Origin of the sequence: Nonlabens sp. (assembly GCF_047636915.1) — a bacterium.
Lineage (GTDB): Bacteria > Bacteroidota > Bacteroidia > Flavobacteriales > Flavobacteriaceae > Nonlabens.
On record NZ_JBLIGN010000072.1, the window covers coordinates 1 to 12,859 of the forward strand.

General features: G+C 37.0%; 8 protein-coding genes, 1 tRNA gene and 1 pseudogene. 6 read left to right on the plus strand and 4 right to left on the minus strand.

Going from position 1 to position 12,859, the window contains the following annotated elements:
* Both ACJAT0_RS10260 and ACJAT0_RS10265 read left to right on the plus strand, forming a co-directional pair.
* Positions 1–307: pseudogene (locus ACJAT0_RS10260) on the plus strand (bacillithiol biosynthesis deacetylase BshB1); the annotation flags it as partial.
* Between the two features lie 118 nt (positions 308–425).
* A tRNA-His gene (locus tag ACJAT0_RS10265) sits at positions 426–501 on the plus strand.
* Between the two features lie 473 nt (positions 502–974).
* On the opposite strand, the gene ACJAT0_RS10270 is transcribed toward ACJAT0_RS10265, so the two are convergent.
* Complete coding sequence (locus ACJAT0_RS10270; RefSeq protein ID WP_415181579.1) at positions 975–1,973, minus strand: metal-dependent hydrolase; 999 nt, start codon at positions 1,971–1,973, stop codon at positions 975–977.
* A 1,345-nt stretch (positions 1,974–3,318) separates the two neighbouring features.
* Between ACJAT0_RS10270 and ACJAT0_RS10275 the strand changes: the two genes are divergently transcribed.
* Positions 3,319–4,161 carry a M57 family metalloprotease gene (locus ACJAT0_RS10275; RefSeq protein WP_415181580.1) on the plus strand — a complete coding sequence of 281 codons (843 nt, stop codon included), beginning with the start codon at positions 3,319–3,321 and terminating at the stop codon, positions 4,159–4,161.
* 57 nt (positions 4,162–4,218) lie between these two features.
* Here ACJAT0_RS10275 and ACJAT0_RS10280 read toward each other — a convergent pair whose 3' ends face one another.
* The 3 genes from ACJAT0_RS10280 to ACJAT0_RS10290 form a co-directional block, all read right to left on the minus strand.
* Entirely contained in the window at positions 4,219–5,364 is a 1,146-nt protein-coding gene (locus ACJAT0_RS10280; RefSeq protein ID WP_415181581.1) for an efflux RND transporter periplasmic adaptor subunit, read from the minus strand.
* A gap of 9 nt (positions 5,365–5,373) precedes the next feature.
* Positions 5,374–9,702 carry a CusA/CzcA family heavy metal efflux RND transporter gene (locus ACJAT0_RS10285; RefSeq protein WP_415181582.1) on the minus strand — a complete coding sequence of 1,443 codons (4,329 nt, stop codon included), beginning with the start codon at positions 9,700–9,702 and terminating at the stop codon, positions 5,374–5,376.
* Positions 9,703–9,775: 73 nt separating this feature from the next.
* The gene (locus ACJAT0_RS10290; protein ID WP_415181583.1) at positions 9,776–10,102 is read right to left on the minus strand and encodes a hypothetical protein; all 327 of its coding nucleotides are present in this window, start codon (positions 10,100–10,102) and stop codon (positions 9,776–9,778) included.
* Between the two features lie 522 nt (positions 10,103–10,624).
* Between ACJAT0_RS10290 and ACJAT0_RS10295 the strand changes: the two genes are divergently transcribed.
* The 3 genes from ACJAT0_RS10295 to tpx all read left to right on the plus strand — a co-directional run.
* A complete protein-coding gene (locus ACJAT0_RS10295; RefSeq protein ID WP_415181584.1) occupies positions 10,625–11,437 on the plus strand; it encodes a sulfite exporter TauE/SafE family protein in 813 nt (270 codons plus the stop codon).
* Positions 11,438–11,842: 405 nt separating this feature from the next.
* Positions 11,843–12,289 (plus strand): cytochrome c, encoded by a 447-nt coding sequence (locus ACJAT0_RS10300; protein ID WP_415181585.1) that lies wholly within the window; start codon positions 11,843–11,845, stop codon positions 12,287–12,289.
* A 71-nt stretch (positions 12,290–12,360) separates the two neighbouring features.
* Positions 12,361–12,859 (plus strand): thiol peroxidase (gene tpx, locus ACJAT0_RS10305; RefSeq protein ID WP_415181586.1); only part of this gene is annotated, 499 nt, incomplete at its 3' end.

Sequence of the window (12,859 nt, forward strand, 5' to 3'; positions counted from 1 at the left end):
CATCCCTCAAGAACACTGGCGACCTAAACAGGTGTATCATTATATACAATGGCTAGATATAGAACCTGATTTTGTTGTGGACATTACAGGATTTATAGATGCTAAAATGGAGGCTGTACATGCTTACAGAACACAATTTTATCATCCAGAAGATAAAGGACCACAAACACCTATCAATTCAAAGAACTTTTTAGAATCCATTAAATACCGCAGTGCAAACTATGGCAGACTCATAGGTACAGAACATGCGGAAGGCTTTACAGCAGAAAGACATCCTGGCGTAAATAGCCTATTTGATTTGGTGTAAATAAATTGAAAAAAAACACTAATTCTGTTATCAGTTTTCAGAAATGTATTAAATTTGCATCCGCTTATGGCGAGTGGTTGAATTCTAGAGATCCACTTTAAAAAACTCGCATTGATATGGTGATTGTAGCTCAGTTGGTTAGAGCGCTGGTTTGTGGTGCCGGAGGTCGCGGGTTCGAGCCCCGTCCTTCACCCTTTAAAGGTCTTAGTTTATGCTAAGGCCTTTTTTATTTCACTGTATTTTTTTGAAACCAAACTACTAGGGAAGAGAGGTATATGCTGAATTTAGTTCTGTGATTCCAAATGTGTTTTAAAGTGATTGGTACTAAATTTGAATTATATGTTCTTTAGATGAAATAGAACATTTAATTCCAGCCGTCGCTAAGATTCCATTTTGTATGTAGCTATAAAGCGAGTAGAAGCAAATTTAATCGGTCATTTTAAAGTTCATTTGGTATACAACCCGTCCTTCCCCCTTTAAAGGTCTCCGTCTGTGCTACGGCCTTTTTTATTAGGCTCCAAGGTGAATTATAGATCTTGTATAAAGCTGATTTCTAAACTCTTGAAAATAAAAGACTAGTAAACAGGTGCTTTGCAAACGCTACCTCCTTTTTTATAGCAAATAAAGATACTAGACGGCCATATCCCAAAGTGAAATTCCTTGTGCTCTAATTTCCTTTTACACGCATCCATAATTCAGATAGTAATTTTTTACCATCACTTGTATCTTTAGGAACTTCGTTAAATGTTACCACACCAGAATCATCCACCATTATTTTATATTGAAACACAAAATCTTGAGCTTGCGGTGAGGTACTCAAAAGACCAAATCTCAAATCGTTAAAATACAGATGGCCTTCTTTTTTTGTAATCGAATACCAGTTATTTGAATTGGCAATCATGCGTTGTACTTTCTGATCCTTAATAAGAGCACCTAAGAGCTCGTGGTTTTTAGGATACCTTTCAAAAGAGATAGGCTGCGTGTCAAAAAAGGAATAATTACCAAGTAGATAAGCACCTTCAACTTCTACATTTGCATTCCAAAGAATCGTGTTTAGAGTGGCTGGTCTGGTATCCATTTGGACATAATCAATATGCTGAGCTTCTAACGCCGACTCAAATTGATAAAAAGCAATTCCTTTTAAAAAGAAGGTAAGTACTAGATAAGAAGAGCTGACGATCAGTCCCATTTTATTGTAAAAAGCTCTTTTTTTAGCCGTCCGCTTTTGTCTTATAGCCAAAATTAAAAATACTAGAAATGGCAGCGTATATAAAGGATCGACTACAAATATGGTCGTGAAGGACAGTCTCAAATCAAAAGGCCAAAACAACTGTGTGCCCCAGGTGGTAAAAGAATCTAATATAGGATGGGTTACAAAAGCCCAAAAGAACAACCAAGACCAGCCTTTAAAGTCTTTATACTTTTCATAACGAGAAACTAAGCCGCCTAAAACAGGTGCAAAAAGAACTGAAAAAAATATAGAATGTGTAAAACCGCGATGAATAGAAATGGCTGTAACCGTATCTGTAAACTGAGTAGCAAGGACGTCTAGGTCAGGAATGGTGCCTGCAATAGCTCCATAAAGAATGGCTTTATTCCCTACCTTTTTTCCTAAAACAAGCTCTCCGACTGCTGCACCTAATATGATTTGAGTAAGTGAATCCATAAGTGGTAAAATTACGGCAAGCACCGCAAAAAAAGCAATTCTTAAGCGATGATATCTAATTAAATTGATGGAGTCAAATGTTTTAAGGTCATAGCAGCCACTAGGAAACTATAAAGCACTGTATGCGCCGTTTATATAAGACTTAGCTGTAGGTGGCTGAACGTATTTACAGAAGAGAATTAAATTCAGTCTGCTGTTAAAAAGTAGTGTATGTTAAAAAACATTTTAGTAAAATGAAGTAGGGAAAAAGAAAGTACTGGTTGCTCTGTACCTTATTCTAAAGAGTAGTAATTAAACAAATAAAACATCCGATAGTAAACCTGTGAAGCTCGCATTTTTAAAGCACGCAAATCTGTGTGATTGAAATGATTGTAATGTTTGATGTTTTCTCCTTCTTAAAAAAGGTAGTCCTCTAGCAATTCACAGGAGACTCGATGTTGCCCATCGATTTTTCCGTACTTCACAGCTATTAATTCCCTCTAAGACTTTTATTTATGATCATTATCTAAATGTACAGCCTGATCAGCGAAAAGAAGACTTTTAGGCTTCTTTTCGCTGATCAGTATCCTCATGCCTTGAATTACGTAATTCATTCTCCAACCCATTACTTTTGCACCTTGTTATTTACGAAATAAAAGGAGGCGATTGAAACGTCACCTTCTTATTTAATCCTTTAAAAACAAGACAAAAAACCCTTCTTTTATGCCATTTTAAAGCAGGGCATAATCATTTGTAAATCCTACTTATCTCCATCTAATTACAGCTCCTAAAGAGATGCATTCCAAGGATGAAAAGCGCTCTAAAAATGAACAGAATAAAAAATATATCAAAGTTTGCCTGACATATTATTTTTAAACATATGTTATCTGTTTTTATTGGGCTCATTCGTGATCATTCCTTATTTATTTTCACTCATATCTGTATCTAAATACCGATAAAATTTGATTAAACGTTGATAATAAATCTGAAAATAGTAACATATGTTTATATTTTACAGAAACTACATCGATGTAGTGGTTATAAAAATGACAAACGACGGAATCTCCCAAATAAACCACTATTCCCTACTAAAAAAGTAGGGAATAGGCTCTATATCACTTAACATAAGGTAATTTTTAACACGTTCATCGATCTTTTTACGGGACTCGATTATGCATTTCATCGAATATATATAACTCTTTAAAGACAGTATATCAATTTGAAACTCCCAACATACCTGTCATTATCCTAAAAAAGGCAAACTTTATAATAATGTTGTTGCTATTAAAAAGACTCGTATCTAACAGAAATACATATACCTTTAAGCATCAAAAAATACATTATTTAACCCCTTAAAAACCTTTTTATGAAAAGCTTCCCTTTCAAAATTACGCTACTAGGATTTGCCTCCGTTGCCATAGTCCTTACCTCTTGCGAAAAAGATCAAGAAATTGTTGTAGATGATTCTCAAAGCACTTTACAACTGGCTAAGGAACATGCAGAAAAAATAGGCTACAATCCAGACGATATCGACATACGCGATTTTCTATATCCTGATGGTACCTCTGACGAGCGCATCTTTATAGAAGATGATATTGCTTTAAGCGAAGAACAGTTTTTTGCTTTAGAGCAAATCGAATCTCTTAATAAGCAGTACCGGACATTCAACCTAGTTACTGGCAACAACAGAACCATTGACATATTAGGGTATACAGCAAATAATGCCAATGGGTTATCAAGCAAAGCACAAACGGGACTAAGTTGGGCCGTAGCCAATTATAATAGACTGAGTGGTGTTACCCTAAATTTGAGACTTACCTTTGGAACAAACTTTCAGGCAGCTGACTTGGTTGTATATGATACCTCTAGCAGTAATTCTAGCAGTGGCGGCGTTGCTGGTTTTCCAAGCAATTCTGGAACACCAAACAAATTTGTACAGATCTACAATTTAGAAAGCTTTTCTACCAATGTAAATGAGCACGTGATCACACATGAAATAGGACACTCTATAGGTTTCCGTCATAGTGATTACTTTTCTCGTCAATCTTGCAACCAATCTGGAGAAGCCGCAGGCTCTGCTGGAGCCGTGCACATACCAGGTACTCCGACTGGATGGGACCCATCTAGTTTGATGAATGCTTGTTTCTCTGCAAATACAGGTGGAGAATTCAATGCTAATGACATAACGGCATTGCAAAGCATGTATTAAGAACATTAAATTCTTGGAAGAGAAGCTCGATCATTGATGATCGAGCTTTTTTATCAATCATTCCCCTAATAAATTAAATGCCCCTTTAATTAAAAATTGTGTTTGAGGTGTGAAAACGGCTTCACTTTGCACTGTCATAAAGCCTTCGTAACTTTTTTCAACCACCACTTCTACTTGTTTAAAGTAATAGACCTCTCCTTCTATTTTATCCAAAACTAATACATAAAACACGTCATCTACTTCTACTACTGCTTGATTGGGTACCGCTTTCGCGAAAGCGGAATCTGTAATAATTCCAGCATTAACAAACATTCCTGTTAAAAAATTATGATCCGAATCATTATTCAAATGACCATGCACTCTGATGGTTCTGTTGGCATCAATTGAGGTACCCACAAGATGCACTTCTGCCCCATAAATTTCCATTGAAGATTCTGGTATTTTAAAATTAATTCTCTGTCCTTTTTTAATCTTCATGATGTCCTTTTCAAATACAGAAAGTTCTAAATGAATATGATCGCTATCTATAATTTCTAATATCTCTGTAGCTGGTGACACATAAGAACCCCTGGCCACATTCATCTTAGTGATACTACCTGATATAGGTGCGTAAATAGACCCTATAGAACTTATGGAACCTTCCCGAACTTTAGCTGGTGATATATGAATCATTCGCAACTGTTTATCTAAACCGGTATGTGTAGCAACTGCAGTTCTATACTCACTTTCTGCTTTTAAATAACTTTTCTGAGAAGTAATGTTTTCAGCTTTCATAGTGATTTGTCTGTCATACTCAGATTTAAGATAAATAAGTTGCTCATTTACTTCCATATATTCTTGCTGGAGCATTACAAATTCAGGGTTTTCTATGGTTGCGAGAACTTGCCCTTTCCGTACGGCATCACCTACTAATAAGGGGGTCGTTTTAATATAGCCACCCATAGTAGCGTTAACAACCGCTCTGTTTTCTGGTGGTACATCTATCATACCATTCACATTCACTACTGTAGGGAATGACTTTTGTTCTAGATTTCCCAGTAACATTTTACTCTGTTCAAATTGAGCTTGGGTGATTTTTATGCGGTCATCCATCACAGATGTGCTGGAGGTTTCCCGCTGGTCTGGTTGCTCTTTTTTTTCAACACAGCTGTACAGGGTAAAAACAAGAATCACTGTTATTATTTTATATGGGTAACGCAACATAACTGATTTTTATAGGGTTAGGTAATTAATGGCAATACTGGTTTGATTGTACTCCTGGAGCTTGTCTAAGTGGCTTAATTTTATCTCATAAGCAGTTTCTATACTTTGTATGTATTGATAAAAATCTATTTCTCCATTTCTAAAACTACCGTTTGCTGTTTTTAAAATTTCTTCTGACAGTCTTTGACCTTCATTTTCATAATAATCTAATGCCTCTTGAAGCTGGGTTAACGCTACTTTAAGTGCGTTATATTTTGCGTTTAATTGAATTTCATATTGGCTGGACTCTGCTACCGCAATCTCTTCTGCGATTTTTGACGCTCTTATCTGAGAAGACTGTCCTCCAAAAAGTATGGGGATTTTCAAACCTAATTGATAGCCATAAAGATTTCCATATAATCCTGAATTTGTTCCTTGAAAATAATTAAAACTTATGTCTGGCAATAGTTTTTGTTTTTCAAAAAGTCGTTCTGCCTGTACTAACGAAACTCTACTCTGATAGTATCCCATCTCTGCGCCTGCGTTCCTATCTAGGGTAGTTTGTGTTACCTTAAGCGAAGACTCCCTAGCAATCACAATTGCTTCTACTTGAACTACTTTTAATAGACCCGTATAGGCATTTATGACCTCCTTTTGTGCCTGCTTATAATGAAGGTTGATTTGCTTTTGCTTAGACGCTGCTGTTATTTTTTCCAAATAATTGGTCTCTCCTAGCTCAAAGCGTCTTGTGGCTATTTTAGAAAAATCTGTATAAAGGCTATCTAAACTATGGTACACATTTTCTTTTTCTTTAGCAATTTGATAGGCATAGTACGCAGCGGTAACTTTCCGTTTTATACCTTTCTCTTTCATATCATAGGCGCTTGAAGCAACTCCGTGATAAGCTTCATTTACCTTTTTTTCTGAGAAGTAAACTGTAGGAAATCTGAAATCTTGTTGAATTCCAAATACGCTTATAGGTTGATTATTAATCGCTAAATTATTTTCATCAAACTGATAATACACCTGCGTTTTGTCAAAAGTAAAGGCTGTATTTATAAGGGCATCAGATTGCTCCACGTTCAAACTGCTCGCTTTTAGTCCTGAGTTGTTTTCTATTGCCAATGGTATTAATTCTTGCAATGCCTTAGGATGTTGTTGCGCATTCATATTCATGAAAAACAACAACGCAACAACACTCCAACCTGCGGCCACCCTATTTTTTGAACCTCTTTTATCTTTTTTAGGGCTGTTTAAATAGGCATAAAGTACGGGCAACACAATCAAAGTAAGAATCGTAGCAGTAATCAAACCTCCTATAACGACCGTTGCCAGTGGACGCTGTACCTCAGCTCCCGCATTAGTTGAGATCGCCATAGGCAAGAATCCCAGTGCAGCAGCAGAGGCCGTTAATAGAACCGCCCGCAACCTGTCTTTGGTTCCTTGCTTTATCAAGGCTTCTATACTTTCAAAACCTTCTTTTTGTAACTCTTTAAAATGCTCTATCAACACAATACCATTTAGTACTGCGATACCAAATAATGCAATAAAACCAACTCCTGCTGATATACTAAAGGGTAAGTCTCTCATCCACAACAAAAACACACCTCCTACCGCTGCAAGAGGAATTGCTGAGTAAATCATCAAGGCTTCCTGAACTGATTTCAATGCAAAATACAAAAGCACAAATATTAAAATGAGCGCAATGGGCACGGCAACCATCAATCTGGCTTTGGCACTTTGTAGGTTTTCAAATTGGCCACCATAGGTAATGGAATACCCTACGGGCAACATTATGTTATCTTTTATCAATCCTTGTACCTCATCAACAACCGATTGCAGGTCTCGATTACGAACGTTGACACCTACCACAATTCTACGTCTTGTATCATCACGAGAAATCTTTGCGGCGCCTTTCTCGTAGCTAATTTCAGCGAGCTCACTCAAAGGGATTTTACCACCTACAGGCAGCTCTATATATAGGTTTTTAAGGTTCGCTATATCTTGACGTTTTTCCTTGTCCAACCTCACAACTAAGTCAAAGCGTTTTTCTCCTTCAAACACACTACCTGCTTTTTTTCCTGCAAAACCCATGGAAACCATATCATTTAAATCTTGGATATTGAGGCCATATCTAGCAATTTTGGCCCTATCGTATCGAACGTTCATCTCGGGTAATCCAACTGTTTTTTCAACAGAAACATCTGCTGCTCCAGGCACGTTTTTAATTAAAGCACCAATTTCACTTCCTTTCTTGGCAAGAACATCCAGATCATCTCCAAAAATTTTAATCGCAATATCAGCACGAACTCCTGAAATCAATTCGTTAAAACGCATCTCGATAGGTTGTGTAAATTCTACTTCCATTCCGGGAATCACCGCAAGAGCTTCTTTAAATTGATCTGCCAGTTCATCTTTGGAGGATGCCGAGGTCCATTCCTCTTTAGGTTTTAATACAATAATTACATCACTTTCTTCCATGGACATCGGATCTGTAGGAACTTCGGCAGCGCCTATACGTGTAACTACTTGTTTTACTTCTGGGAACTCTTTTAAGAGTATTTTCTCAATTTGAGTTGTGATTTCTACGGTATTGCTTAAGGAAGTTCCCGTTTTCAACACTGGCTGAATAACGAAATCGCCTTCATCTAAGGTAGGTACAAACTCACCACCCATGGAACTGTACAAAAAGATAGCTATTATAAAGAGTACTAACGCGCTGCCTAAGACCAACTTCTTACTTTGTAACGCCCAGTGAATAACTGGCTCATAGATTTTATTAAGCCACTTCATCAATCGTACAGATATATTTTTATCAGTCGCATTAGACGGTTTTAGAAATATAGAAGCGACTACAGGCACGTAGGTAAAACAAAGGATCATCGCTCCAATAAGTGCAAAACTAAAGGTCAACGCCATAGGTTGAAACATCTTTCCTTCCACTCCAGAAAGTGACCATATGGGTATGAAAACAATTAATATAATGAGCTGTCCAAAAATGGCAGAATTCATCATTTTTGATGCCCCTTGGAAGGTGATTTTATCCTTAAATTCCTGTTGTTCCGCTTTCGCTAAAGCGTTGACCTCCTTCTTCTTTCTAGTTATTTCAAAAGCTATAAATTCCACAATTATAACCGCGCCGTCAATAATGATTCCAAAGTCAATAGCGCCCAAACTCATTAAATTTGCATCTACCTCAAAAATGTACATGAAGGACAATGCAAATAGTAAACACAGAGGAATCACCGATGCCACCACAAGACCTGAACGGAAATTACCCAAGAGCAATACCACTACAAAAATTACTATAAGACAGCCTAGGATAAGATTTTCTACCACCGTAAAAGTGGTCTTTGCAATCAAATCACTGCGGTCTAGGAATGGATTGATATAGACGCCTTCTGGCAATGATTTGGAAATTTGAGCAACACGCTCTTTTACCGCTTCAATCACTTTTTTAGAATTGGCATCTTTGAGCATCATTACTTGCCCCATCACCTTTTCTCCTTCTCCATTCCCAGTAACCGCTCCAAAACGAAGAGCGTTTCCAAAACCTACTTTTGCCACATCTCTCACATAAATAGGAAGGCCATTTTCGTTCTTTACAACGATGTTATTGATATCTTCTAAAGAGGAAACCAGTCCATCTCCACGTATAAAAAAGGCTTGATTTACCTTCTCAATATACCCGCCACCTGTCACACTATTATTCATTTCTAGTGCTGTAAAAACATCGCGTGCTGAGATATTCATCGCATGTAACTTTTCTGTATTTATAGCAACTTCATATTGTTTTAAAAGCCCACCCCAAGTATTCACTTCCACCACACCTGGTACTCCAGAAAGTTGCCTTTTTACAATCCAATCTTGAATGGTTCTTAAGTCCTCAGCATTATACCGATCTTTAAACCCTGGTTTTACGTCAAGGACATATTGGTATATTTCTCCCAGTCCAGTTGTGATGGGCCCCATTTCTGGGATTCCAAAGCCTTTGGGGATTTTCTCAGAAGCTGATTTTATTTTTTCGGCAATGAGTTGTCTGGGTAAATAGGTTCCCATACCGTCTTCAAAAACAATGGTCACCACTGATAAACCAAATTTTGAAACCGAACGTATTTCTATGACCCCTGGTAGATTTGCCATTTCTAACTCTACAGGATAGGTGATAAATTGCTCCATATCTTGTGTAGAAAGATTGCGAGACGTGGTGATGACTTGTACCTGATTGTTAGTGACATCAGGAACCGCACCTATAGAGATTTGTGATAAAGAGTACAACCCAAATCCTATGATAAAGGCTGTAAATAACAGAACAATAAACTTGTTCTTTATGCTAAAATTAATAATGTAGGAGAGCATGATTTCATAATATAATCAAGGTTAAGAGCCCTATATGAAAAATACAGGCACGTTAAAAATTAGATCTGATTACTTATGAATGCCTTGGCGGCTGCAATATACCCTCAGAATGCACGGAGGAAGAAGGTGCTTGATAATGAAAGTTATGTGTCTTACATTCAAAAAACTCAAGTGTCTTGAATTCTTCTTTATTTGTATGTAGAATAAAATCTGCAACGACAGAAAGGTGGCTTTGATGCTGAAAGGGCAGTTGCTCGTGATCTTTCTTTTCTTCTTGATGTTCCTTCTCGTGAGTTGCTTTAAGTTCCCCGTAGTGTTTTGCTATAAAAACAAGCATATTATCACCGTATTGCTCACTGTGGAATTGTGCGTGCTCGATAAACTCATCTATTTTCGCCATATCATTAGGACAAAATCCAATGCTTTGGAAAAGTATACATAGTGAAAGTGATATCGATAGTAATTTACTCATTACAACAAAGGTAGCTTATTATAAATAGTTGCGAGGCTAACTAAAGTTACTAAATACCGTTTGTTCCTCTTTTAATTTTAGGCCACCTATTCAAATGATTCAAGAATTAAAATGCTTGTCAAACGTATTTCTTAAATTATCAAAGCATCCCCTATTTTATAGCCCTTTTTAAATAGAGGCTTTACACCGATATATCCTCCGGAACAAAAAGGGATGCCATCACCTATTTTGGAACCCTAAAAGTACTGGGAGAAAGCAAAAATTTAAAAAATAGGCAGTGTATGATATAGCTCGATGTTCGTTACATTCAGCCTTCCTAAATAATTAGTGAGTTTGGGTTTTGTCTACATTACAGAGGGATTATATGCGTCCATCTAAAATATAGCTTGAGTTAATTTTTGATAATTAAAGTAAGTATACCTTCGCCACGAATTGAAAAGTTACAAGGAAATGGAACTATTAGAAATCTTTGGATACATCAGCGCGCTAGTAATTGGTATATCACTCGGATTAATTGGTGGTGGCGGTTCCATTCTTGCAGTGCCAGTTTTGGCTTATTTATTCTCCATAAATGCAAAAGTGGCTACCGGCTATTCTCTATTTATTGTAGGTGCCAGCGCTCTAGTTGGAGGTATAAAACAGCACCTTAAAGGTTCTGTAGATTGGAAAACAGCAATGGTTTTTGGACTACCTGCTATGGTAGGTGTTACATTAGCAAGACACTATGTAGTCCCAGCGTTACCTGATATTTTATTCCGCATAGGTGCTTTTGAGTTTACGCGCAGGATGGGTATGTTTGGGTTATTTGCTGTCCTTATGATCCCTGCTGCTTTTTCAATGCTCAAAAAACGGGAAGAAACAAAACAAAAAGAAGGTGGTATGGTGACATACAACTATCCACTAATTTTAATTGAAGGATTATTAGTTGGTGGAATAACAGGTATGATAGGTGCAGGTGGCGGTTTTCTTATCATACCAGCGCTTGTTATTCTAGCTCATATGCATATAAAAGTAGCAGTAGGAACATCCTTAATCATTATTGCCTTTAAGTCATTGCTTGGATTTTTATTGGGTGATGCTTTGAGTATGGAAGTAGATTGGGTTTTCCTATTCAGCTTTACAGGAATCTCTTTTGTTGGTGTTTTTATAGGTAGTTACCTCAGTAATTTCATCGAGGGTCATAAGCTTAGAAGAGGCTTTGGGTATTTCATATTTGTAATGGCCATTTTTATATTCTATATGGAGTTTTTTGTAAAACACTAGCTGTTATGGATTACTTTTTCCTGAAAAAAGGTGAAAAAATTCTGTAAAACTAAGAACTGCTTAAAAAAATTTAAGCGCGTATTTTTAGCTCTACTTCTTTATTTTTCTATAGCCATTATCAAATAGAAACATCATTAAATCCCTGGGCTTTTAGGCAGCTTTAAGTTCTGTAATGGAGCTATCTAGCTTTTAAAAATGCGATACCTGGTGTTTGTAAAAGAACTAATTTTAGTGTGATTGATAATGAATATCATCAAAAAATACGAAGCCGTATGGTCAAAACTAAAGCTAAAAAAAATCTAATTTTTTAATTCACAAACGTCTAGATATTATCTTTGTAATACGGGACAAGAGCTTCAAAAAAAGCTTAATATCTGTATCCAGCACTATTCATATCATACCTACATGTTTGACGATTTATCAAGATCATTAGGAATCATATCAGGACTTATACTCACCATGATACTCGTCATATTTTGTGCTGCTTTTCTAGTGGCTCACGAACAGCAAAAATACGCTATTCAAGCTCCCGTTGAGGTCCCAGTTGCGGCTGCTGCAATAGTCTTAACAGAACAACAAGAACTAGGGGAGTCTATCTTTAAACTCAATTGTGCCTCCTGTCACAATCGTTACAAAAAGGCGGTAGGCCCTGCTTTGTATGGTGTTACAGGGCGTAGAGATATGGAATGGATATACACGTGGATTTATAACAGTGCTGACATGATCAAATCTGGGGATGCACAAGCCGTTGCCCTTTATCAGGAATACAAACAATCCAACATGAATGCATTTCCACAACTTTCGAAAACTGATGTGGATGCCATTTTATCTTGGGTGGAGCTGCCTAAATAATTAACACGACATTTAAAAGAGCGTATCAAGCTTAATTGTACTTTTAACGTCTTAACTGCAAACAAAACAACATGGCTACCATTACTATAGGAGGAAACGAAATCTCTACCAGCGGCTCACTACCAGCAGTAGGTTCTCAAGCACCAAATTTTAAACTTAAAAAAGTAGATCTTTCAGAAGCTTCTTTAAACGATTACCGAGGCAGACGGGTTATTTTAAATATTTTTCCGAGCATTGATACGGACGTTTGTGCTACCTCTGTAAGGAGTTTCAATAAACGAGCAATAGAATTGGACAATACAGCGGTACTTTGTATTTCTAAAGACACCCCTTTTGCACAGAAGCGTTTTTCTACGGATGAAAATATAGCAAATGTGGAAAATTTAAGCGACGTTATAGATGGTAGCTTTGGAAAAGATTACGGACTTACCATGACCTCTGGGCCACTTGCTGGTTTTCATTCTAGAGCAATAGTAGTTCTTAATGAAGAAGGAAAAGTAATATACAATGAACAAGTTGCAGAGATTGCAGATGAACCTAACTATCTTGCGGCACTTAAAACGCTGTTAT

Bases quoted from the DNA above. Each gene is read 5' to 3' on its own strand.
- ACJAT0_RS10270 (WP_415181579.1), bottom strand. From the start codon at position 1,973: ATGGATTCACTTACTCAAATCATATTAGGTGCAGCAGTCGGAGAGCTT.
- ACJAT0_RS10275 (WP_415181580.1), top strand. From the start codon at position 3,319: ATGAAAAGCTTCCCTTTCAAAATTACGCTACTAGGATTTGCCTCCGTT.
- ACJAT0_RS10280 (WP_415181581.1), bottom strand. From the start codon at position 5,364: ATGTTGCGTTACCCATATAAAATAATAACAGTGATTCTTGTTTTTACC.
- ACJAT0_RS10285 (WP_415181582.1), bottom strand. From the start codon at position 9,702: ATGCTCTCCTACATTATTAATTTTAGCATAAAGAACAAGTTTATTGTT.
- ACJAT0_RS10290 (WP_415181583.1), bottom strand. From the start codon at position 10,102: ATGGCGAAAATAGATGAGTTTATCGAGCACGCACAATTCCACAGTGAG.
- ACJAT0_RS10295 (WP_415181584.1), top strand. From the start codon at position 10,625: ATGGAACTATTAGAAATCTTTGGATACATCAGCGCGCTAGTAATTGGT.
- ACJAT0_RS10300 (WP_415181585.1), top strand. From the start codon at position 11,843: ATGTTTGACGATTTATCAAGATCATTAGGAATCATATCAGGACTTATA.